The 22,391-nt window shown below is 65.3% G+C and carries 19 protein-coding genes; 11 read left to right on the top strand and 8 right to left on the bottom strand.

Translation table 11 applies throughout. From position 1 onward, the window contains the following. Nucleotides 1-98: 98 nt before the first annotated feature. From pgi to gorA, 3 genes are all read left to right on the top strand, one after another. Nucleotides 99-1,589, top strand: a complete 1,491-nt coding sequence (gene pgi / locus J4O76_RS01285) for a glucose-6-phosphate isomerase (RefSeq protein WP_426279836.1) — start codon at nt 99-101, stop codon at nt 1,587-1,589. 144 nt (nt 1,590-1,733) lie between these two features. Further along, on the top strand, nt 1,734-2,111 hold the full coding sequence (locus J4O76_RS01290; protein WP_426279837.1) for a DUF4174 domain-containing protein: 378 nt from the start codon (nt 1,734-1,736) through the stop codon (nt 2,109-2,111). 124 nt (nt 2,112-2,235) lie between these two features. Next, nucleotides 2,236-3,591, top strand: coding sequence for a glutathione-disulfide reductase (gene gorA, locus J4O76_RS01295; RefSeq protein ID WP_426279838.1), 1,356 nt, complete (start codon nt 2,236-2,238; stop codon nt 3,589-3,591). 77 nt (nt 3,592-3,668) lie between these two features. On the opposite strand, the gene J4O76_RS01300 is transcribed toward gorA, so the two are convergent. Continuing rightward, nucleotides 3,669-4,460, bottom strand: a complete 792-nt coding sequence (locus tag J4O76_RS01300; protein ID WP_426279839.1) for an enoyl-CoA hydratase/isomerase family protein — start codon at nt 4,458-4,460, stop codon at nt 3,669-3,671. A 324-nt stretch (nt 4,461-4,784) separates the two neighbouring features. Between J4O76_RS01300 and J4O76_RS01305 the strand changes: the two genes are divergently transcribed. The 4 genes from J4O76_RS01305 (at nt 4,785) to J4O76_RS01320 (ending at nt 11,489) form a co-directional block, all read left to right on the top strand. Further along, nucleotides 4,785-7,781: a TonB-dependent receptor gene (locus J4O76_RS01305; RefSeq protein ID WP_426279840.1), complete on the top strand. Its 2,997-nt coding sequence runs from the start codon at nt 4,785-4,787 to the stop codon at nt 7,779-7,781. 75 nt (nt 7,782-7,856) lie between these two features. Continuing rightward, nucleotides 7,857-9,305, top strand: a complete 1,449-nt coding sequence (locus J4O76_RS01310; protein WP_426279841.1) for a glucoamylase family protein — start codon at nt 7,857-7,859, stop codon at nt 9,303-9,305. Between the two features lie 65 nt (nt 9,306-9,370). After that, nucleotides 9,371-10,567, top strand: a complete 1,197-nt coding sequence (locus tag J4O76_RS01315) for a thiolase family protein (protein ID WP_426279842.1) — start codon at nt 9,371-9,373, stop codon at nt 10,565-10,567. A gap of 157 nt (nt 10,568-10,724) precedes the next feature. Then, complete coding sequence (locus J4O76_RS01320) at nt 10,725-11,489, top strand: SDR family NAD(P)-dependent oxidoreductase (protein WP_426279843.1); 765 nt, start codon at nt 10,725-10,727, stop codon at nt 11,487-11,489. Between the two features lie 119 nt (nt 11,490-11,608). On the opposite strand, the gene J4O76_RS01325 is transcribed toward J4O76_RS01320, so the two are convergent. The 5 genes from J4O76_RS01325 to J4O76_RS01345 form a co-directional block, all read right to left on the bottom strand. Continuing rightward, complete coding sequence (locus tag J4O76_RS01325) at nt 11,609-11,824, bottom strand: hypothetical protein (RefSeq protein WP_426279844.1); 216 nt, start codon at nt 11,822-11,824, stop codon at nt 11,609-11,611. 15 nt (nt 11,825-11,839) lie between these two features. Next, entirely contained in the window at nt 11,840-13,240 is a 1,401-nt protein-coding gene (locus J4O76_RS01330; protein ID WP_426279845.1) for a dihydrolipoamide acetyltransferase family protein, read from the bottom strand. Then, nucleotides 13,240-14,247: an alpha-ketoacid dehydrogenase subunit beta gene (locus J4O76_RS01335; protein WP_426280389.1), complete on the bottom strand. Its 1,008-nt coding sequence runs from the start codon at nt 14,245-14,247 to the stop codon at nt 13,240-13,242. Before J4O76_RS01335 ends, J4O76_RS01330 begins: the two co-directional genes overlap by 1 nt. Before the next feature lie 56 nt (nt 14,248-14,303). After that, the gene (locus tag J4O76_RS01340; RefSeq protein ID WP_056053050.1) at nt 14,304-15,593 is read right to left on the bottom strand and encodes a thiamine pyrophosphate-dependent enzyme; all 1,290 of its coding nucleotides are present in this window, start codon (nt 15,591-15,593) and stop codon (nt 14,304-14,306) included. Between the two features lie 139 nt (nt 15,594-15,732). Continuing rightward, nucleotides 15,733-16,752: a fumarylacetoacetate hydrolase family protein gene (locus tag J4O76_RS01345; protein WP_426279846.1), complete on the bottom strand. Its 1,020-nt coding sequence runs from the start codon at nt 16,750-16,752 to the stop codon at nt 15,733-15,735. 151 nt (nt 16,753-16,903) lie between these two features. Here J4O76_RS01345 and J4O76_RS01350 point away from each other — a divergent pair, with 151 nt between their 5' ends. The 4 genes from J4O76_RS01350 (at nt 16,904) to J4O76_RS01365 (ending at nt 20,029) form a co-directional block, all read left to right on the top strand. Further along, the gene (locus tag J4O76_RS01350) at nt 16,904-17,134 is read left to right on the top strand and encodes a DUF6894 family protein (protein ID WP_056066769.1); all 231 of its coding nucleotides are present in this window, start codon (nt 16,904-16,906) and stop codon (nt 17,132-17,134) included. Between the two features lie 177 nt (nt 17,135-17,311). After that, complete coding sequence (locus J4O76_RS01355; RefSeq protein ID WP_243650061.1) at nt 17,312-18,046, top strand: Crp/Fnr family transcriptional regulator; 735 nt, start codon at nt 17,312-17,314, stop codon at nt 18,044-18,046. A gap of 225 nt (nt 18,047-18,271) precedes the next feature. After that, complete coding sequence (locus tag J4O76_RS01360; RefSeq protein WP_426279847.1) at nt 18,272-19,705, top strand: DEAD/DEAH box helicase; 1,434 nt, start codon at nt 18,272-18,274, stop codon at nt 19,703-19,705. 57 nt (nt 19,706-19,762) lie between these two features. Further along, nucleotides 19,763-20,029, top strand: coding sequence for a hypothetical protein (locus J4O76_RS01365; RefSeq protein ID WP_132896051.1), 267 nt, complete (start codon nt 19,763-19,765; stop codon nt 20,027-20,029). A gap of 221 nt (nt 20,030-20,250) precedes the next feature. On the opposite strand, the gene J4O76_RS01370 is transcribed toward J4O76_RS01365, so the two are convergent. After that, nucleotides 20,251-20,916, bottom strand: a complete 666-nt coding sequence (locus J4O76_RS01370; protein ID WP_426279848.1) for a nitroreductase family protein — start codon at nt 20,914-20,916, stop codon at nt 20,251-20,253. A 100-nt stretch (nt 20,917-21,016) separates the two neighbouring features. Next, complete coding sequence (gene hslU / locus J4O76_RS01375; RefSeq protein WP_426279849.1) at nt 21,017-22,312, bottom strand: ATP-dependent protease ATPase subunit HslU; 1,296 nt, start codon at nt 22,310-22,312, stop codon at nt 21,017-21,019. Between the last annotated feature and the right edge of the window lie 79 nt (nt 22,313-22,391).

Genomic DNA, 22,391 nt, shown 5'->3' on the forward strand with positions numbered 1-22,391 from the left:
ATCGTCAAGCGTGTGCGGGATACGTGTCACCGAAAGAGCGTTGTCGCGGTCTCGCGCTTGCAGCATGACCGGCGCGCACGTCTATTCGGAGAAGCAGCATGACCGCCGACTGGTCCAAGATCGAAGCCCTGCCCGTCACCAAGCTGACCGACCTGTTCGCAGCGGACTCGGAGCGCCTCTCGAAGCTGAGCCTCGATGTCGCGGGGATCCACTTCGACTGGTCGAAGACTCACCTGACGACGGACATGGTGACGGCGTTCGAGGAGATGGCGAAGGCACAGGACCTATCGGGCAAGCGCCAAGCACTGTTCTCGGGCGAGGTCGTCAACGTCACCGAGGGCCGCGCGGTCGAGCACACCGCCGAGCGCGGCGAGGGCAAGCCCGAGAGCGTCGCGATCGCGCAGGCGAGTCACCAGCGGATGCGGACGCTGATCGATGCTATCGAGGCGGAAGCGCTCGGCCCGGTGCGGCATATCCTGCACGTCGGGATCGGTGGGTCGGCGCTGGGGCCGCAGTTGCTGGTCGATGCGCTGGGGCGTGACGACAAGCGCTACGACGTCGCGATCGTCGCCAATGTCGACGGCGTCGCGCTGGAGGACGTGTTCGCGAAGTTCGATCCGGCGGCGACGCTGCTCGTGGTTGCGTCGAAGACGTTCACCACAACCGAGACCCTGATGAACGCCGAAAGCGTGCTGCAGTGGATGACCGAGCATAATGTCGAGGACCCGTATGGCCGCGTGATCGCGCTGACCGCGTCGCCCGAGAAGGCGATGGAATGGGGTGTCGACGAGACGCGTATCCTGCCGTTCGCAGAAAGCGTCGGTGGGCGGTATTCGCTGTGGTCGACGATCGGTTTTCCGGCGGCGATCGCGCTGGGGTGGGACCGGTTCGAGGAACTGCTCGAGGGTGCGGCCGAGATGGATCGGCATTTCCGACTTTCGGCGCTCCACGAGAATGCGCCGGCGCTCGCGGCTTTTGCCGACCTGTATTACACGCAGATCCGTCATGCGGAGACGCGCGCGCCGTTCGCGTATGACGAGCGGTTGCGGTTGCTGCCGAGCTATCTCCAGCAGCTCGAGATGGAGTCGAACGGCAAGTCGGTGACGGTCGACGGTCAGCCGCTCGGGCGTCCTTCGGCGGCGATCACCTGGGGTGGGGTTGGCACCGAAGCGCAGCATGCGGTGTTCCAGTTGCTGCACCAGGGCACGCATCTCGTGCCGGTCGAGTTCATCGCGGTGATCGAGCCGGGCGATACGTTGCCCGAGGAGCATCATCGTGCGCTGTTGCTGAACGCGTTTGCGCAGGGGGCTGCGTTGATGGCGGGCAAGCAGGTCGAGGATCCGGCGCGGAGCTATTCGGGCGATCGGCCTTCGTCGACGTTGCTGCTGGATGATCTGGATGCGCGGACGCTCGGCGCGCTGATCGCGTTTTATGAGCACCGGGTGTTCGTGAACGGGGTGCTGTTGGGGATCAATTCGTTCGACCAGTTCGGGGTCGAGCTGGGGAAGGAAATGGCGAAGGCTGCGGAGAAGGGCGGGCAGACGTTCGATCCTTCGACGGACGACCTGATCAAGCGCGCGTTCGGGTAATTCCGAGAGGAAACCTATTTCGTGTTCCCCCGCGAAGGCGGGGGCCCAGGATACCACGCGTAGCGCTTGTAACCCTGGGCTCCCGCTTTCGCAGGAGAACTAGAGGGCGCTGGAGAACTGGAGAGGCTGAGGCGTTACATCCTCATGCCTCTACTCCTTGCCATCGCGCTCGCAGCCTCCCCCACCGTCGCGCAGATGAAGTGGGAGCGGCGCGTGTTGATCGTCTCTGCCTCGACCGCTGAAGACCCCGCGCTCACCGAGCAACGTCGTATTCTGGCCGCTTGGAAGACTAACGCCGCCGCCCGCGATCTTACCATCGTCGAGGTCGTCGGCGACACGGTCCGCGGTGTTGGCGACTCGGCCGCAGCGCTCCGCCGCAAATATCGCCTCCCCGCCACCTTTACCGCGATCCTGATCGGCAAGGATGGCGGTGAGAAACTGCGTAGTGCCAAGCCCTTCCCCGCCGCCGCGCTGGAGGCGACGATCGACGCGATGCCGATGCGCAAGGCGGGGCAGCGATAGGCTGAGCCGATCAGCGTGATCGCCGCGCCGGGGTTGCCGCTTCGCGCCCCCTGCCCCAGATGGCATGCAAAGCCGCCCCGCGGCACGCGACCTACGAGGACTGCCCGTGACCGAGACCACATCCGTGACCGACACCCAATTCGACTATGACCTCTTCGTCATCGGCGCAGGCTCGGGTGGCACGCGTGCGTCGCGCGTTGCCGCCGCGCACGGTGCGCGCGTCGCGGTAGCCGAGGAATACCGGGTCGGCGGGACTTGCGTCATCCGTGGCTGCGTGCCGAAGAAGCTGCTGATCTACGGCGCGCATTTCGCCGAGGATCTGAAGGATGCAAAGCGCTTCGGCTGGCAGGTGCCCGACAATTGCGCGTTCAGTTGGCCGACGCTGCGCGACAACGTGATGGAGGAGGTCGACCGGATCAACGGCGCCTACACGACCACGCTGCAGAACAACCATGTCGACATCATCCACCAGCGTGCGGTCGTTTCCGGGCCGAACGAAGTCACGCTCGCCGATGGCACCACGAAGACCGCCGCGAAGATCCTGATCGCGGTCGGTGCGCATCCCTTGACCCCGGAGTTCCCCGGCGCCGAACACGGCATCACCTCGAACGAGGTGTTCCACCTCGACGACGTGCCGAAGCGCGTTCTGATCGCTGGCGCGGGCTATATCGCCAACGAGTTCGCCGGGATCTTCCACCAGTTCGGATCGCATGTGACGTTGGTCAACCGGACCGACGTGATCCTGCGCGGCTATGACGAATCGATCCGCGATCGCCTGCTCCAGATATCGATGAGCAAGGGCATCGATTTTCGGTTCAACGCTGCGTTCGAGAGCATCGAGAAGGATTCGGACGGGTGCCTGACGGTCAAGATGAGCGGCCACGAGCCGATCGTCGTCGACCTCGTGATGTTCGCTACCGGCCGTTTGCCCAATACCAAGGGGCTCGGGCTCGAGAGCGCTGGCGTCGAGATGGACGCGGCGGGCGCGGTGATCGTCGATGAGGACAACAAGTCGAGCTCTGACTCGATCTTCGCGGTCGGTGACGTCACCAACCGCATCCAGCTGACCCCGGTCGCGATCCGCGAGGGGCAGGCGTTTGCCGACACGTTCTTCGGCGGTAAGCCAACCCGCGTCGATTACGCCAACGTTCCCGCAGCCGTGTTCAGCCACCCACCGATGGCCGGCGTCGGCATGACCGAATCGCAGGCCAAGCAGGCGCTGGGTTCGGTGAAGGTCTACACGTCCGACTTCCGGCCGATGAAGAACGTGCTGGCGGGCCGCAACGAGCGCTCGCTATACAAGATGATCTGCGACGGCGAGACCGATCGGGTCGTCGGCATCCACATGATCGGGCCCGACTGCCCCGAAATCCTGCAATCGGCCGCGGTGGCGGTGAAAGCCGGGCTTACCAAGGCCGATTTCGATGCAACCGTCGCGCTGCATCCGACGATGGCGGAAGAGCTTGTCTTGATGAAGTGAGGGGCGGCCCCGCTTCAAGCTTGTTCTACCGCGAAGGCGGTAGCCCAGTCTGGGCCCCCGCCTTCGCGGGGGAACAATCAGGTGGCGGTGAAATTGCCGGGACGGCGTTCGCTGACGGCGCGGACACCTTCGGCGAAGTCGTTGGTCTTCTGCAACCAGGCTTGTTCGGCGAGTTCGTGATCGGTCTGTGACTGGACCAGCGCGAACAGGTCTCCGCGCATCGTCTTTCGCGTCGAGCCGACCGCGAGCGGCGCGCCGGCCGCTATCTCCCTTGCGAGCGACAGCGCTTCAGCACGCAACTGGTCCGCAGGTACCACCGCGTCCGCCAGCCCCCAGGACTCCGCCTGCTCCGCCCGGATGCGGCGCCCTGTCAGGGTCATCAGCAGCGCGCGCTGGCGATCGATCACGCGTTCCAGCACCGCGGAGATCCCGAAGCCGGGGTGGAAGCCGATCTGGACGAAGTTGGCGACGAACTTTGCCTCGGGCGAGGCCACGCGGAAATCGGCGACCAGTGCGAGGCCAAGCCCTGCCCCGACCGCTGCGCCCTGGATCGCGGCGACGACCGGCGTCTCGACCGCGAACAGCCTGGCGGCGGCGACGTAGAACGGGTTGCGCTCGCCTTCCGTCCGGTCCGCGGCGACCGGATTGGCGTTGACGAGGTCCGCCCCCGCGCAGAACACCTTGCCCTCGGATTGCAGGACGATCGCGCGCGCGTCGCGGTCGGCATCCGCGGCGGCGAACGCGGCGCCGATCGCCTCGATCAGCGCGAGATCGGCAAAGTTGTGCGGCGGCCGCGCGAACGTGACGATCGCGACATGCCCGTCTCGGATGACGTCGACGCCGGAAAAACCCGAGGGATCATTGGTCATCTTCAGCCTCATTACTGTCGAACGCGGCTAATATGGGCCGCAAACATGGATTGTGGCGATTATGACACGGACCGTCGCCGAATCCACGCCCGACGTCTTCCACCCATTGGCAGAGTTCGAGAAGCGAGCGTAGAGCCTCGATCCCGGCAGCGCGACAAAGATCATGGCGCCGGGGCCGTCTTCATCGGGAGCGGCAACCGGAGAGGTCCAGGGCATGGGGTCGCGACCGTCGCGAGCAGCAGCATTCGGCACTGCCATCGGCAGGACAGCCCCGATTGTGCCCAGCCATTTGCCGATCCCGTCCAACACAGGGGACTATTCGACATGAAGACCATGATGGTCGCGGCGCTGCGCGCTGCGCTGGTGACGACGACGATCCTCGGTTCGGCAGTCGCCCTGCCGACCACCGCGACCGCGCAGACGACGACCGCCGCGATCCGCGGACAGGTGCGTGATTCGGCGGGCGCGGCGGTGGCGGGCGCGACGGTCGTGGCGGTAAACGGGGGGACCAACCAGAGCTTCCGCACGGTGACGGCAGCGAACGGGAGTTACATCCTCAACGGGCTGCGGCCGGCGCAGTACACGATCACCGTCACGGGTACGAACGGCGACGTATCGGTACAGCGCATCATCGTCTCGATCGGCCAGTCCGCGACGCTCGACGCAGTGCTCGCACCGGCGGCGGCGGCTTCGGCTGCGAACACCGACGCAACAGGCGCCACGACCGGCGGCTCGGCTCCGGCCACCGGCGATGGCCAGGAGATCGTGGTTACCGGCGGGCGACTGGTCGAGACCAGGACCAGCGAAGTCGCGACCAACGTCAGCCAGCAGCAGATTCGCAACCTGCCGCAGACCGATCGCAATTTCCTGTCGTTCGCAGCACTCGCGCCGGGCGTGAAATACAACGACAGCGAGACCAACAAGGGGTTCCAGTCGGGCGCGTCGACCGCCAGCCAGGTCAACGTTTTCATCGATGGCGTCAGCCTGAAGAACAAGCTGCGCGAGGGCGGCGTCGCCGGCCAGCAGAACAGCCGTGGCAACCCGTTCGGCCAGCTGGCGGTGCAGGAATTCCGCGTCCTGACGCAGAACTACAAGGCCGAGTACGAGCAGGCCGGCGCCGCGATCATCACTGCGGTCACCAAGTCGGGCACCAACGAGTTCCACGGCGAGGCGTTCGGCCAGTATACCGACAAGAGCCTCAGCGAGAAATCCTACCTCGACAAGGCCAACAACCGCCCCGAACCCGCCTTCAAGCGCAAGCAATACGGCGTGTCGCTCGGCGGCCCGATCATCAAGGACAAGCTGTTCTTCTTCGCGACTTACGAAGGCAACGACCAAGATCGCGCGTTCAACGTCGACAGCACCGGTTCGACTGCGGCGGTCGCCGATTTCGAGGCCAATTCGGGGCGTCGCCTTAGCGACTTCGAAGGCGCGTTCGTCAGCCCGTTCCGTGGCGATTTCTACTTCGGCAAGCTGACGCTGACCCCCGACAGCAACCAGGTGATGGACCTGTCGTTCAGCCGTCGCCAGGAAACCGACATCCAGAATTTCGGCGGCAACGTCTCGTATGAAAACGCCGAGAACAAGATCAACGTCGTCGACACGTATCTGTACAAATGGACCTATACCGGCAGCGACTTCATCAACGAGTTCAACGCCAATTACCTGAGCTACACGTTCAATCCGACGTCGCTCAACCCCGATCTCCCGACCTACGACTATGACGGCGTGATCATATTCGGCGGCAAGGATTCAACCCGTCGCGAGGTCCAGCAGGGCTACACGCTGCGCGACGACGTCACCTATACCGGCCTTCAGAACCACTCGTTCAAGGCGGGCGCCCGCGTCGAGATCACCGATATCGAGTTCGACAACCAGTCGTTCATCCAGCCGCGCTATACCTATCGGCGCGAGCCGCAAAATGGGCTGACCTTCGCGTCGCCGGCCGAAGCACGACTGGGCCTCGGCAGCGGCAAGATCCTCGCTTCGAACACGCAGATCGGCCTGTACGTACAGGACGACTGGGACGTGACGAGCAAGCTCCAGCTCAACGTCGGCGTCCGCTGGGATTACGAAACGAACGGCTTCAACAACGAATATCGTACGCCCGCCAACGCCGCCGCCGCGCTGCGCGCGCTGCCCACGACGTCGTATTTCGATCCGGAAAACTACATCACCGACGGCAGCAACCGCAGTCCGTTCGCTGGCGCGATCGCCCCCCGCTTCGGGTTTTCGTACGATCTGAAGGACGACCAGACCACGGTCATCTTCGGCGGGATCGGGCGCTATTACGATCGCAACAACTTCAACAACACGGTCGACGAGCTCAGCCGCACGATCAACCCGATCGGCGTGTTCCGCTTTTCGCCAAACGGCGCGCCGCGCGAGGGCCTGCCGACCGTCCAGTGGAATCCCGCCTATCTGACGCGCGACGGGCTGTTGCAGCTCGCTGCCACCTCGACGCAAGGGCTGCCGGAACTGTTCGCCGTAAAGAACGACGCGCGCCCGCCGGTCAACGACCAGGCGAGCATCGGCATTCGCCAGAAGGTCGGGATCTTCCAGGCCGCGTTGACCGCCTCCTACATTCGCGGGCGCAACGGCTATACCAACATCTTCGCGACGCGGACCCTGAACGGGCTCGGTGGCTGCTGCAACACCGCGCCGCTGCAACCGTTCGGCTATGCGAACGCGATCGTCGGCCTCGACGGACTCGATACGCGGTACAAGGCGATCTACTTCACGCTCGACAAGAACTACACCAAGTCGTCGGGCTGGGGCCTGAACGTCGCCTACACCTTCTCGAAGGGCGAGCAGAACGGCGGCGACCTGTTCAGCCTCGATGCGATCACGCCGGACGCCTATGGCTGGCGCCCGCGTGCCGGCGACGAACGTCACCGGGTGGTGATCTCGGGCATGGTCGACCTGCCGCTCGGCTTCCAGTTCTCGATGCTGAACACGCTGGGCAGCGGCCAGGCGTTCCAGGTCACCGACGCCACCAACGGCGCGGATTCGGGCTTCAACCGCTTCACCGCGCGCTATCCGCGGAAGAACTGCATCAAGGGCGTGTTCGCCTATTGCGAGGTCAACCTGACGCTTGCCAAGCGCTTCAGCGTGCTCGGCAAGGAGGATCAGTTCGAGGCGGCGGTCGATCTGCTCAACGCGTTCAACAACAAGAACTTCGAAGGGTTCGACGCCTCGTTCAACAACACGATCGATCCCGCGACCGGTCAGGCGACCGATCCGCTCGAGCCTGCACGGATCGGCACGAGCACGCTGACCCTCCCGCGGCGGATCCAGTTCAGGGTTGGTTACAGATTCTGATGCGTTAAGGACGGGCGACCCTTCCAGTCGCCCGCCCGACCTCATGGTCGTGGCGTACCCTGATCAGGAGTTCGGATGCTCGATCGACGGCAGTTTCTCGGCACCGGGGCGATCTCGCTCGGTGGACTTACCGCGGGATGCACATCGGTTGGGCGGCCGCTGGTCAAGGCGATCGAGAGCGTTACAGGCACGGCGCCGCCTGCACCGCCGCCGTCCGCCAACCCGCTGATCGACAATCTGCAGGAGCGTGCGTTCCTGTATTTCTGGGACACGACCGATCCGGTCACCGGGCTCGCGCTCGATCGCTGGCCGACGCCGTCCTTCTCGTCGATCGCCGCGGTCGGCTTCGCGCTGACCGCCTATCCGATCGGCGTCGTCAACGGCTGGATCACGCGCGAACAGGCGCGCAAGCGGACGCTGGCGACGATGGAGTTCTTCGCGATCGCACCGATGGGCCCCGAGCCGACCGGCAACAGCGGGTACAAGGGATTCTTCTACCACTTTCTCGGCATCACCAAGGGCCAGCGGTTCGCGCGCGCGGAACTGTCGACGATCGATACCGCGCTGCTGCTTGGCGGGATGCTGTTCGCGCAGAGCTGGTTCGACGGCGATCATCCCGAGGAACAGCGGATCCGCGCGCTCGCCGATCAGATCTACGGCGCGGTCGACTGGACGTGGATCACGCCGCGTGCGCCGTTCCTGTCGATGGGCTGGCATCCCGAGAGCGGCTTCATCCCGAGCGACTGGAATATCTACAACGAGGGGATGCTGATGTATCTGCTCGCGCTGGGCTCGCCGACGCATCCGCTGCCGCCATCGACCTGGGGGGCGCTGACCGAAAAGTTCGAACCGTCGTGGCGCGGCGATCATCTCCATTATCCGCCGATGTTCGTGCACCAGTACAGCCATGTCTGGGTCGATTTCCGCGGCATCCGCGACGCGTATATCGCGACCAAGGGCATCGATTATTTCGAGAACAGCAAGCGCGCAACGATCGCACAGCGCGACTATGCGATCGCCAATGCGGGCGGGTTTGCGGGCTATGGCCCCGACATCTGGGGACTGACCGCGTGCGACGGTCCCGGCGATTTCAAGGCGACGATCGGCGGGCGGGCGCGGGAGTTCTTCAGTTACTCCGAACGCGGGCCCGGCGCGCGCGACGACGGTACGCTCGCGCCGACTGCGGCGGTCGGATCGATCGTGTTTGCGCCGGATCTCGTCATCCCCACGATCACCGCGATGGACGATCGATACGGCAAGGGGATCTACGGCAAATACGGGTTCTTCGACGCCTTCAACCCGACGTTGACCGAGATGGGCGAGCCGCTGAAGCATGGCCGGATCGTGCCCGGCGTAGGCTGGGTCGACGTCGACTATCTCGGTATCGACCAGGGGCCGATCGTCGCGATGATCGAGAACTGGCGGACCGGCATGGTATGGAACACGATGCGCCGGAACCCGCATATCCGACGCGGGCTGGACCGTGCCGGATTTACCGGGGGATGGCTCGCGCGCGTTCCTTAAGGGGTTTCGCCGCCGCGCCGGAAAGCCTAGGTCGAGTGCATACCCGATCCTCGAAAGGTTCCAGCATGCGTGAAGCCGCCATCGTCTCGACCGCCCGTACCGCTATCGGCAAGGCGTATCGGGGTGCGTTCAATGCGACCGAGGCGCCGGTGCTGGCGGGGCATGTGATGAACGCGGTGGTCGAGCGCGCAGGGGTAGATCCGACGCGGATCGACGAGGTGTTCTGGGGCGTCGGCAATCAATGGGGTACGCAGGGCGGCAATGCCGGGCGGATGGCGATCTTCGCGGGCGGGCTGCCGGAGTCGGTGCCGGCGTTCACGCTCGATCGGAAGTGCGGGTCGGGGCTGACCGCGGTGGCGCTCGCGGCGCGGACGATCATGTGCGACGAGGCGGATGTCGCGCTGGCGGGCGGGATGGAGTCGATCAGCTATACCGTGACGAAGGACGCGCCGCGCTTCGTCAACGCGAGCGTCGTGGCGAAGGAGCCGGCGGCGTATATCCCGATGATCGAGACCGCGGAGATCGTCGCGGAGAAATACGGGATCAGTCGCGAGGCCCAGGACGAATACGCCGCGATGAGCCAGCAGCGTGCTGCCGCCGGATTGGCGAGCGGAGCGTTTGCCGAGGAGATCGTGCCGATCACGGTGGAAAAGGCGCTGTACGACAAGCAGGGCGCGCATGCCGGGATCGAGAGCGTCACCCTGTCGCAGGACGAGGGCATTCGCGCGGGCACCACGCTGGAGGGGCTGCGCGGGCTGAAGACGGTGTGGCCGGGCGGCGAGTTCTCGGGGCCGGGATCGAGCGTGACTGCGGGCAATGCTAGCCAGCTTTCCGATGGCGCGTCGGCGCAGTTGCTGATGGACCGCAAGACGGCCGAGGCCGAGGGCAAGGATATCCTGGGCATCTATCGCGGGTTCCAGGCGGCGGGGTGCAGCCCGGCGGAAATGGGGATCGGGCCGATCTTCTCGATACCGAAACTGCTTGAGCGGGCGGGGTTGTCGGTTGGAGACATCGGGCTGTGGGAGCTGAATGAGGCGTTCGCGTCGCAGTGCCTGTACTGTCGCGATTTCCTCGGGATCGATCCGGAGAAGTACAACGTCAACGGCGGCGCGATCGCAGTCGGGCACCCGTTCGGGATGACGGGGTCGCGGCTGGTCGGGCATGCGCTGATCGAGGGGCGCAAGCGCGGGGTGCGCTATGTGGTGGTGTCGATGTGCACCGCGGGGGGCATGGGCGCGGCGGGGTTGTTCGAGATCGTTTGATGCAGGCCCGGTGAATGCGTGCCCTCACCCTTCCCACGGCGAAGGCGCCGCGGGCCCCTTCCCTCTCCCTGATGCGAGAGGGTGCTGTTGCCAAGACATCGGCGGCGGCGCAGGTTCGCGGCTCCTTAGATAGGGGTGCGGGCCTATCACGACGGCATTGATCACCGGCGCATCGGCGGGGTTGGGCGAAGGTTTTGCGCGGGCGCTTGCGGCCCAGGGCAATGCGCTGATCCTGACCGCGCGTCGGGTCGATCGGTTGGAGGCGCTGGCGGCCGAACTGCGTGCGGCGCACGGCGTCACGGTGCATGTCTTTGCCGCCGATCTTGCGGATCAGGCTGGTCCGGACACGCTCATTGCTGCCATCGCAGCTGCGGCGTTGCCGATCGACATACTCGTCAACAACGCGGGGTTCGGTGCACGGGGCGATTTCGCGGACCTCGATAGCGCGCTGCAACTGGGCATGATCGACCTCAATTGCCGTGCATTGGTGGCGCTGACGCATGCCGTGCTGCCGCAGATGATCGCGCGTGGGTCTGGCGGGGTACTCAACCTTGCCTCGGTCGCGTCGTTCCAACCGGGGCCGTGGATGGCGGTCTATTACGCGAGCAAGGCGTTCGTGCTGAGCTTTTCCGAAGCGCTGCACGAGGAGGTGAAGGACAAGGGCGTGCGCGTGGCGGCGCTGTGCCCCGGGCCGACGCGGACCGAGTTCGCCGATGTGGCGGGGCTTGGCGATACCGCGCTGTTCGAGCGATTGGCGAGCGATCCGGCGGCGGTGGTGCGCGACGGGTTGGCGGCGCTGGCCGCAAACCGGGCGGTGAAGGTGTCGGGTGCGCTGAACTTCGCGATGGCCGAGGGGATACGGTTTACGCCACGCAGTCTTGCGCGGCGGATTGCGGGGTCCTTGCAGAAAGCCCGGGGGTAAGGCGCGACCTAAACAGCGGTTCCGCTTGCCGCCCCCTCCGTCAGGCTTTGCCTGCCACCTCCCCCTGGCGGGGGAGGATTGTCTGGGTTCTTCGCTTCCGCTGCGTAGGAGGGCGGCGGTTAGCGGCTGACCATGCCGGTTACGGTGATCTGGCCGCCGCGATCGACGATCTCGCCGTCGATCATCCCGCTGACGAGCACGGTTGCGCCGGGTTCGACGATCAGCGTGCCGTCGATCATCCCGGCGATCTCGGCGGTAGCGCCGGCCGGGACGATCGCGGTGCCGGCGAGCATGCCCTCGAATCTACCCTCGATCGTCAGGTTTCCGCGGTGCATGCCCTTCATTCTCGCTTAGTCGGCGAAGAGCAGGACGGGGGTTTCGAGGTACTTCTTGAGGCCCTGGACGAAGCTTGCCGCATCCCAACCGTCGACGACGCGGTGGTCGCAGCTGATCGACAGGTTCATCAGTTTCGCGCGAACCACCTCGTCACCCTTGAAGACGGGGCGTTCGACGATCTTGTTGGGGCCGATGATCGCGACTTCGGGGCGGTTGATGACCGGGGTCGTGGCGATGCCGCCGAGGGGGCCTAGCGAGGTTACCGTGATCGTGCCGCCGCCCATTTCGTTGGGGGCGAGCTTGCCGGCGCGGGCGGCTTCGGCGAGGCGCGTGATCTCGGTCGCGAGCTGCCAGACGTTGCGGTCCTGTGCGTCGCGGATCACGGGGACGGTGAGGCCCGCATCGGTCTGCGCGGCCATGCCGAGGTGGATGGCGCCGTGGCGCGTGACCACGCCGGCCTCGTCGTCGTAGCGCGCGTTGAGCATCGGGAAGTCGGGGATCGTCTTGCAGATCGCGACGATCATCAGCGGCAGCATCGTCAGCTTGGGGCGGCCGCCGCGGTTGGCATTGAGGTCGGCGCGCATCGCCTCCAGCGCGGTGACGTCGATCTCGTCGACATAGGTGAAGTGCGGGATGGCGCGCTTCGAGGCGGCCATGTTCTCGGCGATGCGACGACGCATGCCGATGACCTTGATGGGCTGGTCTTCGCGGGCGCGGCTGGCGTGCGGGGGGTGGTAGCCTTCGCCGGCGCCGTAGCGGAGGTAGGCGTCGAGGTCGGCGTGGCGGACGCGGTCGGAGTCGGATTTGACCGAGGCGAGGTCGATACCGAGGTCGCGGGCGCGGGCTCGGACTGCGGGGGATGCGAGCGCGTGGGCCTTTTGCTCCGCCTCAGCAGCAGGAACGGGTTGCGCCTTCTGCTCCCTCTCCCCGTTGGGGAGAGCACGTGCTTGCTGCTCCCTCTCCCCGTTGGGGAGAGGTCTGGGGTGAGGGGTCGGGGCAGTTGCCGGCGTTTCAGCCTGGGGCTGCCCCTCACCCCGACCCTCTCCCCGTAGGGGAGAGGGAGTTTCTGTTGCGACCTCTTCGACGCCCGGGTTCTCGGCTTCGTATTGTTCGGCGGTCTCGGCCTGTGCCGAGGTCAGTGGCGCGGCGACAACTTCGTCCGCGGTATCGACCGCGTCCGTCTCGATCACCACCAGCGCGGCGCCGATCGACACCTGGTCGCCGACTTCGCCCGCGAGTTCGACGACGATGCCGGTCACCGGCGATTCCATCTCGACGGTGGCCTTGTCGGTCATCATGTCGGCGATCGGCGAATCCTCCTCGACGCGGTCGCCGATGGCGACGTGCCACGCGACGATCTCGGCCTCGGAGATGCCTTCGCCGATGTCCGGCAGCTTGAAGGTGAAGCGGGCCATTATGCGTCCTTCATGATCTTTTTCAGGGCTTCGCCGATGCGAACCGGCCCCGGGAAATACGCCCATTCGAGGCTGTGCGGGTACGGCGTGTCGAACCCGGTCACGCGCTCGATCGGCGCCTCGAGATGGTAGAAACAGCGTTCCTGGACGATCGCCGACAGCTCCGCGCCGAAGCCGCTGGTGCGGGTCGCCTCGTGAACGATCATGCAGCGGCCGGTCTTCTTCACCGAGGCCTCGATCGTCTCGATGTCGAGCGGAACGAGCGTGCGCAGGTCGACGATCTCGGCGTCGATCCCGGCTTCGGCAACGACGGCCGCGCAGACATGGACCATCGTACCGTAGGCGAGGATGGTGAGCGCCTCGCCGGCGCGGACGATCTTCGCCTTGCCAAGTTCGATCTTGTAGTAGCCGGTCGGAACTTCGCCGGCCGGGTGCTTCGACCAGTTCTGCGACGGGCGATCCCAGTAGCCGTCGAACGGGCCGTTATAGATGCGCTTGGGTTCGAAGAAGAGCGTCGGGTCGTTATCCTCGATCGCGGCGATCAGCAGGCCCTTGGCGTCATACGGCGTCGACGGGATCACCGTCTTGATGCCGGACATATGGGTGAAGAGCCCCTCCGGCGACTGGCTGTGCGTCTGGCCGCCGAAGATGCCGCCTCCGAACGGCGAGCGCACCGTGATCGGCGAGGTGAACTCGCCGGCGGAGCGGTAGCGCAGACGCGCCGCTTCGGAGACGAGCTGGTCGAGTGCGGGGTAGATGTAATCCGCGAACTGGATCTCGGGGACCGGGCGCAGGCCGTACGCGCCCATCCCGACCGCGACGCCGATGATGCCGCATTCGGTGATCGGGGTGTCGAAGACGCGGGTCTTGCCGTACTTGGCCTGAAGCCCGGCGGTCGCACGGAAGACGCCGCCGAAATAGCCGACGTCCTCGCCCATGACGATCACGTCGGGGTCGCGCTCCATCATGATGTCCATGGCGGAGTTGATCGCCTGGATCATGTTCATGCGGGTGGTGGGTTCGGCGTCCGTTGTTTCGGACACGGGTGCCTCGATCATGTCGCTCATGCCTTGCGATCCCATGGACGGCCGCTGGCCGTTTCCTCATCGAGCATCTGCTGACGCTGCTCCTTCAGATGCCACGGCAGCTCCTCGAACACGCCGTCGAACAGCGACTCGAGCGGCTGGTGCAGGCCGTGGCCGAGGATGCCGTTCTTCTCGGCTTCCTTCTGCGCGGCCTTGACCTGCTCGGCGAGCTCCTTGTCTTGCGCGGCGTGACGCTCGTCGTCCCATTCGCCGATCGCGATGAGGTGGTCCTTCAGGCGCTTAATCGGGTCGCCGAGCGGCCAGGCGTTGGGTTCGCCCTCGCTGCGATACTGGCCGGGGTCGTCGGAGGTCGAGTGGCCTTCCGCGCGGTAGGTGAAATGCTCGATCAGCGTCGGCCCCTGGTTGGTACGCGCGCGCTCGGCGGCCCATTCGGTCGCTGCGTAGACCGCCAGCGCGTCGTTGCCGTCGACTCGAAGCCCGGCGATGCCGTAGCCGACCGCGCGCGCCGCGAAGGTCGTCGCCTCGGCGCCGGCGAATCCGGAGAAGCTGGAGATCGCCCACTGGTTGTTGACGACGTTGAAGATCACCGGCGCGCGGTAGACCGCGGCGAACGTGCAGGCGGAGTGGAAGTCGCCCTCAGCGGTCGAGCCTTCGCCGCACCAGGTTGCGGCGATCCGCGTGTCGCCCTTGGCGGCCGAGGCCATCGCCCAGCCGACGGCCTGCGGATATTGCGTGGTGAGGTTGCCGGAGATCGAGAAGAAGCCGGCTTCCTTGACCGAATACATGATCGGCAGCTGCTTGCCGCCGAGCCTATCGGCCGTGTTCGAATAGATCTGGTTCATCATGTCGACGAGGCTCCAGCCCCGTGCGATCAGCAGGCCCTGCTGGCGATACGAGGGGAAGCACATGTCCTCGTAGTCGAGCGCATAGGCCGCCGCGACTGCGACCGCCTCCTCGCCGAGCGCCTTCATGTAGAAGCTGGTCTTGCCCTGCCGCTGCGCGCGGAACATGCGCTCGTCGAACGCGCGGAGCAGCGCCATGCTGCGCAACATGCGGCGCATCACGTCAGGCGAAAGCTTGGGGTCCCACGGGCCGACCGCGTTGCCGTCGTCGTCGAGCACGCGGACCAGCGTATAGGCGAGATCGATGAAATCGGACGCCTTGTCCGCGGTGTCGGGGCGGCGCGCCTCGCCGGCGGGCGGCACGTCGACTTCGGCGAAGTCCACCGCGTCGCCGGGGCGGAACTTCGGCTCGGGGATATGCAGCGTAAGTGGCTGCAAATTGGCGCGCGGATGCTCGCTTGCCATCGTCATTCCATCTCCATGAGGCCGCTGTGACCGCGGAACACTCTTACCGAGGCTTGTTATAAAATTTCAACGCAGATTGCGAGGGGGAGTTGCGCATTCACGATGTGCCGCGCGGATTTTTTCTCCCCCTCCGCAGAATTCAGCCGCCGACGGTCTGCTCGATCACGCCGAAGATCGGATGGCGCTTGTCGTCTTCCGCCCAGATGCGGACGACGTCGCCCTGTTTGAGGAACGGCGTGACGGGCTTGCCGCCCTGGATCGTTTCGATCGTCCGCACTTCGGCGAGACAGGAATAGCCGACGCCGCCCTCGGCTACCGACTTGCCGGGACCACCATCGGGGCCGCGGTTCGAGACGGTGCCCGATCCGACGATCGTCCCCGCGCCGAGCTTCCGGGTCTTGGCGGCGTGCGCGACCAGCGTACCGAAGTCGAACGTCATGTCCTCGCCGGCCTCGGCGCGACCGAGCGGCTGGCCGTTAAGGTCGACCATCAGCTTGCGGTGCAGCTTGCCGTCCTTCCACCAGTCGCCGAGCGAGTCGGGGGTGACGAAGACGGGCGAGAACGCGCTGGCCGGCTTCGACTGGAAGAAGCCGAAGCCCTTGCCGAGTTCGCCGGGGATGAGGTTGCGCAAGGACACGTCGTTGGTCAGCCCGACCAGCAGGATCGCCGCCAGCGCCTCCTCGCGACTCGCGCCGAGCGGCACGTCGCCGGTGACGACAACGACCTCGGCCTCCATGTCGCAACCCCAGGACTCGTCGGCGAGCGGGATCGGATCGCGGGGTCCGAGGAACCCATCCGAACCGCCCTGATACATCAACGGATCATGCCAGAAACTGTCGGGCATCTCCGCCGCGCGCGCCTGTCGCACGAGCGCAACATGATTCACGTACGCAGAGCCGTCGGCCCATTGATACGCACGTGGCAGCGGCGACTCGGCGTCATGCTCGTGGAAGCGCCGCATCGGGATCATCTCGTGCTCAAGATCGGTCGACAGGTTCTTGAGGTCGATCGAAAGCCGGTCCCAGTCGTCGAGCGCGGCCTGCAGCGTCGGCGCGATGTGGCTCGCATCGGCATACCAGGCGAGGTCGTTGGAGACGACGACGAGCTTGCCGTCTCGTCCTCGGGTGGCGTCGGGATGCTTCAGGCTGGCCAGTTTCATGGGGCGGATCCTCTATATGTTTGCACGCATCCTACGCCCGTGACGGAGTTCAAGTCGAGCATGCAGCGCGCAGCAAACCTGATTTTGGTAAGAGCGGAGCCAATGTCGACCTGATAGGTTCGAACTTGCGTAACGGTCGAGGAAGGTGAGCATGCCCAGATACTTCTTCGATATCGACAACCATAAACACGTGAACGACGACGACGGCACGAATCTGGCGGACGACGAGGAAGCACGCGTCCAGGCGGTGATTTTCGCGGGTGATTATCTGAGCGATCATCCGGGGATCGCACGCGACGGCGCTCGGTTCAGCGTCGCCGTACGGAACGAGGCGGGTAGCGTTCTGCTGACGGTCACGGTGACGATCGACGAAACGAGCTAGGCGAACGGCTAGCCTCGTTTTTCGCCACGGTCCCGGCAATCGGGCGCATAAATGTCATAACATGGGTTTTGTCGGCCCGGTCAATCCTGGGATAAGGTGCGTATTGTTGCAACGCGCTATTCCAGAGAGGGTGACAGCGAGAAACGAGTGCTCCTGCACTGGATGCGGAGAGTGCACGTGGATATCTCCACCGTGACTGAGAAGGTGTTACGGAAGTTCGAATCGCGGATGGCGATGGGTGCGGACGACCGTGCGCAGATCGCGGCCTTGCCGTTCAAGGTCCGGACGATCGATGCGTCGACCTATATGCTGCGCGAGGGCCAGCGTCCGACGCGGTGCGCGTTCATTCTGGACGGCCTGGCCTATCGACAGAAGCTGACGCCGAACGGCGAGCGCGAAATCGTGTCGATCCTGATGCCGGGCGAGTTCGTCGATCTGCAGAACCTGTTCCTCGATGAATCCGATCATGACATCCAGGCGCTGACGCGGCTGACGCTTGCCGAAGTGCCGATCGCGGCATTGCGTCTTTTCATCGAGGCATGTCCGGCGGCGGGCCAGGCCTTGTGGATCGATGCGCTGATCGAGTCGTCGATCCACCGCGAGTGGCTGTTGAATGTCGGGCGGCGCAATGCGCGGAGCCGGCTGGCGCATCTGCTATGTGAATTTTCGGTGCGGTTCCAGAAATCGACGCTCGCCGATGCGATGGCGTATGAGTTGCCGATGACGCAGGAGCAGTTGGGCGATGCGCTCGGCCTCACCCCCGTCCACGTCAATCGCGTGTTGAAATCGCTCGAGACCGACGGCCTGATCGCGCGCAAGAAGCGCCAAGTAAGCGTGATCGACTGGCCCCGCCTGCGCGATGCGGCCGAGTTCAACGAGCGCTATCTGCACCTTGGGCAGATCCGCCGCTGACTCCGCCATGAGTGAAAAACGGGCCGAAGGTTGACTTTTCGACCGTGATACGCCAGATGGCCGCTATCGAGGCGTAATGCAGCGTGATTGGACCTTTAACGGTCTTAGCTCCGCCTCGGTCGTTTCCAACGGGCTTCCCTTTTCACGCGGGGTGTCAAAACACCACCGCCCCTCGCGCGTCCTTGTGTGGGTTCGCGAGCCCGGCATCTATTTGAGAGACTCTACATGTCATTTGCAAACCTCGGCCTTGCCGAGCCGCTCGTCCGTGCGCTCGAAGCCAAGGGCTATACCGAGCCGACGCCGATCCAGGCGCAGTCGATCCCGATCCTGCTCGAGGGCGGCGATCTGCTCGGCATCGCGCAGACCGGCACCGGCAAGACCGCGGCGTTCGTGCTGCCGTCGATCCAGCGCCTGACCGAAACCCAGAAGCGCGTCCTGCCGACGCATTGCCGCATGCTGGTGCTCGCGCCGACGCGCGAACTCGCCAGCCAGATCGCCGACAGCGCCCGCGCCTACGGCCAGTTCAGCAAGATGTCGGTGACCACCGTGTTCGGCGGCACCAGTATCAACAAGAACCGCCAGGACCTGAGCCGCGGCGTCGACATTCTCGTCGCCACGCCGGGCCGCCTGATCGACCTGATCGAGCAGGGCTTCTGCAACCTGTCGATGATCGAGATCCTCGTGCTCGACGAAGCCGACCAGATGATGGACTTGGGCTTCATCCACGCGCTGAAGAAGATCGTCCGCATGCTGCCGAAGAAGCGCCAGACGCTGTTTTTCTCGGCGACGATGCCGGTCGCGATCCGTGAGCTGGCCAGCCAGTTCCTGCTCGACCCGAAGACCGTGTCGGTCAAGCCGGCCGCGACGACCGCCGAGCGCGTCGACCAGTATGTCACCTTCTGCAACCAGTCGGAGAAGCAGGCGCTGCTGACGATCACGCTGGCCGATCCTGCGATCGACCGCGCGCTGGTGTTCACGCGCACCAAGCATGGCGCCGACCGCGTCGTGAAGCTGCTCGCGGGCAACGGCATCGCGTCGAACGCGATCCACGGCAACAAGAGCCAGGGCCAGCGCGAGCGGGCTCTCGGCGAGTTCAAGCAGGGCAAGGTCAAGGTCCTGATCGCGACCGATATCGCCGCACGCGGCATCGACGTCTCGGGCGTCAGCCACGTCATCAACTTCGAGCTGCCGAACGTCGCCGAGCAGTATGTCCACCGCATCGGCCGTACCGCGCGTGCGGGCGCGAGCGGCATCGCCGTCGCGTTCTGCGCGGATGACGAGAAGGCTTACCTTCGCGACATCGAGCGGATCACCCGCCAGAAGGTCCAGGTCCGGTCGCTGCCGGACGATTTCGTCAACCTGTCGAACCAGATCAAGCAGACGCGCGTGAAGACGATGGGTGCCGATCCCGAGGTTCGGATCGATCGTCCGCGCGATCCGGCACGGCCGCGCGCGACGCATTCGCCGCGGGCGACCGGGACGACCGGCCGTAACTATGCGGGTGCGAGCCGTGGTGGCCAGGGTGGCGGCGGCGGCCAAGGTGGCGGCGGTCGTCCGCAGGGCGGTGGTCGTCCTGGTGGTCAGGGCGGCGGTGGTCGTCCGGCTGGTGGCGGCGGCCGTGGTCCGAGCCGTGGCGCGGGTCCGAGCTCGGCACGCTAAGGAGCATTCGTTCGCCTCGCGGGTTTGGTGTAGACCGGTCCCGCGAGGAGAATGCTCATGGACGTTTCCACTACACCTGTCGCCGAACGCGTCGCACGCGTGCTGGCGGGACAGCGGATCAGCGCGAACGCCGGCGGCGATGCCGAGTCGGCTTCGCGGTTGATCGATGCGGCGTGGGCGGATTATCTGCCCGATGCGCTGGCAGTGCTGAAGACTCTCCGCGAGCCTGACAAGGCGATGGCCGCGGCGGGTGACCCTGCGGTTTGGGAGGCTATGATCCTTGCGGGGATCAAGGGGGCCAAGCCGGTGACGGTGGTGCTCTAAAAACTTGTTTCCCCGCGAAGGCGGGGACCCAGTCTGGGCACCCGCCTTCGCGGGTGAACAAGCTTGGCGACGAGCACTCAGCACATGCACTCCACCCCGGCGGAGGCCGGGGCCCAATTGGTAAGCCGACGTGACGAGGTGCTTCGCTCCGTTACCATCGTCACCCAATTGGGCCCCGGCCTTCGCCGGGGTGATGTCTTGGTTAGGGTCGATGGCCTAAATCAGCGGATCGTTGTCAGCCATTCCGCCTCGTCCGCACGCTCCGTGCGCAACGCATTGGCAGGTGCCCTCTTGTCCTCGTAGCCGATCGCCATGCCGCAAAAGAGCATGCGGTCTTCGGGCAGATCCAAGACCCTCCCGACTGTCTCCGGGTACATCGCCCAGCATTCCTGCGGGCAGGTGGCGAGGCCGGCTTCCACCGCGAGCAGCATCAGGTTTTGCAGGTACATGCCGAGGTCCGACCATTGCGGCGGGCCCATGCGGCGGTCGACCGTGCAGAAATAGGCGGCGGTGGCGCTGAAGAATTCGAAGTTCCGAGCGAACCATTTGTGCCGCGCCGGCTTATCGTCGCGGGGGATGCCGAGGTGGGCGTACATCGCTTCGCCGACCGAGAAACGGCGGTCTCGGTAGGGAGCGGCGAGGTCTTTTGGGTAGACGTCGTAGGCTGGGGTTTCGGTTGCGCCGGTTGCTAGCTTTTCGACCATCGTCGCCTTGAGGCGGGCCAGGGGTTCGCCTTGGACGATGGCGATGTGCCAGGGCTGGAGGTTGCCGCCGGTTGCCGCTCGGGACGCCTTTATCGCGAGGTCGCGGAGTAGCGCGGGATCGACGGGGGTGTCGAGGAAGCCTCGGACTGAGCGGCGAGCGGCTATGGCTTCAGTCACGTCCATGGTTTCTCCTCGCCAATTTGTTCTCCTGCGCACGCAGGAGTCCAGGGTTTACGAGCGTTTTGCCTTGTTACCCTGGATTCCTGCATTCGCAGGAAAACAATTACAGCACGAAGCGGCTCAGGTCGGTGTTGCGGGCGATTTCCTTGAGCTGGCTGTCGACGTAGGCACCGTCGATGACGAGGTTCGAGCCACCGCGGTCTTCGGCGTTGTAGCTTACCTCTTCCAGCAGCTTTTCCATCACCGTCTGCAGACGCCGCGCGCCGATGTTCTCGATCTCGGAGTTCACCTCGGCGGCGATGCGCGCAATCGCGGCGATGCCGTCTTCGGTGAACTCGATGCCGACGCCTTCGGTGGCGATCAGCGCCTTGTATTGCAGCGGCAGCGACGCCTTCGTGTCGGACAGGATCGCGACGAAGTCGGCTTCCGTGAGGCCTTTCAGTTCGACACGGATCGGCAGGCGACCCTGCAATTCGGGGAGCAGGTCGCTCGGCTTTGCGACGTGGAACGCGCCCGAGGCGATAAAGAGGATGTGGTCGGTCTTCATCGGGCCGTACTTGGTCGCAACCGTCGTGCCCTCGATTAGCGGGAGCAGGTCACGCTGGACGCCTTCGCGGCTGATCGAACCGCCGCGGCCGTCCGACACCGCGATCTTGTCGATCTCGTCGAGGAAGACGATGCCGTTGGCTTCCGCGTCGGCAAGCGCCGCGCGGCTGACCTCGTCCTGGTCGAGCCGCTTGTCGGCCTCTTCCTCGACGAGCTTGTCCCAGGCCGCGTGGACGGTGAACTTCCGCCGCTTCAATTGCTGGCCGCCGCCGAACGACTTCATCATCTCGCCGAGGTTGATCATCTGCGGCGCGCCGCCGGGGATTTCGAACGGCGTGGTCGGCGCCTGCTCGACCTCGATCTCGACTTCGGCAGAGTTCAAGTGACCGTCGAGGAAGCGCTGCTTGAAGCTTTCGCGCGTTGCGGTGCTCGAATCCTTGCCGACCAGCGCGTCGAGCAGGCGACCCATCGCTGCCTCCTCCGCCTTGTCCTTGACGGCTATACGACGCCGTTCCTTTTCGAGGCGGATGGCTTCCTCGACGAGGTCGCGGGCGATCTGCTCGACGTCGCGGCCGACATAGCCGACCTCGGTGAACTTGGTCGCCTCGACCTTCACGAACGGCGCGTCGGCGAGTTTCGCCAGACGGCGGCTGATCTCGGTCTTGCCGCAGCCGGTCGGTCCGATCATCAAGATGTTCTTGGGCGTGACCTCGTCGCGAAGGTCTTCGCTGAGCTGCTGCCGGCGCCAGCGGTTGCGCATCGCGACGGCGACCGCGCGTTTCGCGGCGGCCTGGCCGATGATGTGGGCGTCGAGCGCGGCGACGATGGCCTTGGGGGTGAGCTGGTCGTTCATTTTGTTACCTTCTCCCCTCCCGCTCGGGAGGGGTCGGGGGAGGGCGTGGCCGCAGCGGAAGGCGTGGGTGGGGTGTATT

It is taken from the genome of Sphingomonas sp. NFX23 (genome assembly GCF_049887795.1).
Lineage (GTDB): Bacteria > Pseudomonadota > Alphaproteobacteria > Sphingomonadales > Sphingomonadaceae > Sphingomonas.

What these genes read in the sequence shown, in the direction of transcription:
- pgi (WP_426279836.1), top strand. Translation starts at nt 99, where the DNA reads ATGACCGCCGACTGGTCCAAGATCGAAGCCCTGCCCGTCACCAAGCTG.
- J4O76_RS01290 (WP_426279837.1), top strand. Translation starts at nt 1,734, where the DNA reads ATGCCTCTACTCCTTGCCATCGCGCTCGCAGCCTCCCCCACCGTCGCG.
- J4O76_RS01300 (WP_426279839.1), bottom strand. Translation starts at nt 4,460, where the DNA reads ATGACCAATGATCCCTCGGGTTTTTCCGGCGTCGACGTCATCCGAGAC.
- J4O76_RS01305 (WP_426279840.1), top strand. Translation starts at nt 4,785, where the DNA reads ATGAAGACCATGATGGTCGCGGCGCTGCGCGCTGCGCTGGTGACGACG.
- J4O76_RS01310 (WP_426279841.1), top strand. Translation starts at nt 7,857, where the DNA reads ATGCTCGATCGACGGCAGTTTCTCGGCACCGGGGCGATCTCGCTCGGT.
- J4O76_RS01315 (WP_426279842.1), top strand. Translation starts at nt 9,371, where the DNA reads ATGCGTGAAGCCGCCATCGTCTCGACCGCCCGTACCGCTATCGGCAAG.
- J4O76_RS01325 (WP_426279844.1), bottom strand. Translation starts at nt 11,824, where the DNA reads ATGCACCGCGGAAACCTGACGATCGAGGGTAGATTCGAGGGCATGCTC.
- J4O76_RS01330 (WP_426279845.1), bottom strand. Translation starts at nt 13,240, where the DNA reads ATGGCCCGCTTCACCTTCAAGCTGCCGGACATCGGCGAAGGCATCTCC.
- J4O76_RS01335 (WP_426280389.1), bottom strand. Translation starts at nt 14,247, where the DNA reads ATGAACATGATCCAGGCGATCAACTCCGCCATGGACATCATGATGGAG.
- J4O76_RS01340 (WP_056053050.1), bottom strand. Translation starts at nt 15,593, where the DNA reads ATGGCAAGCGAGCATCCGCGCGCCAATTTGCAGCCACTTACGCTGCAT.
- J4O76_RS01345 (WP_426279846.1), bottom strand. Translation starts at nt 16,752, where the DNA reads ATGAAACTGGCCAGCCTGAAGCATCCCGACGCCACCCGAGGACGAGAC.
- J4O76_RS01350 (WP_056066769.1), top strand. Translation starts at nt 16,904, where the DNA reads ATGCCCAGATACTTCTTCGATATCGACAACCATAAACACGTGAACGAC.
- J4O76_RS01360 (WP_426279847.1), top strand. Translation starts at nt 18,272, where the DNA reads ATGTCATTTGCAAACCTCGGCCTTGCCGAGCCGCTCGTCCGTGCGCTC.
- J4O76_RS01365 (WP_132896051.1), top strand. Translation starts at nt 19,763, where the DNA reads ATGGACGTTTCCACTACACCTGTCGCCGAACGCGTCGCACGCGTGCTG.
- J4O76_RS01370 (WP_426279848.1), bottom strand. Translation starts at nt 20,916, where the DNA reads ATGGACGTGACTGAAGCCATAGCCGCTCGCCGCTCAGTCCGAGGCTTC.
- hslU (WP_426279849.1), bottom strand. Translation starts at nt 22,312, where the DNA reads ATGAACGACCAGCTCACCCCCAAGGCCATCGTCGCCGCGCTCGACGCC.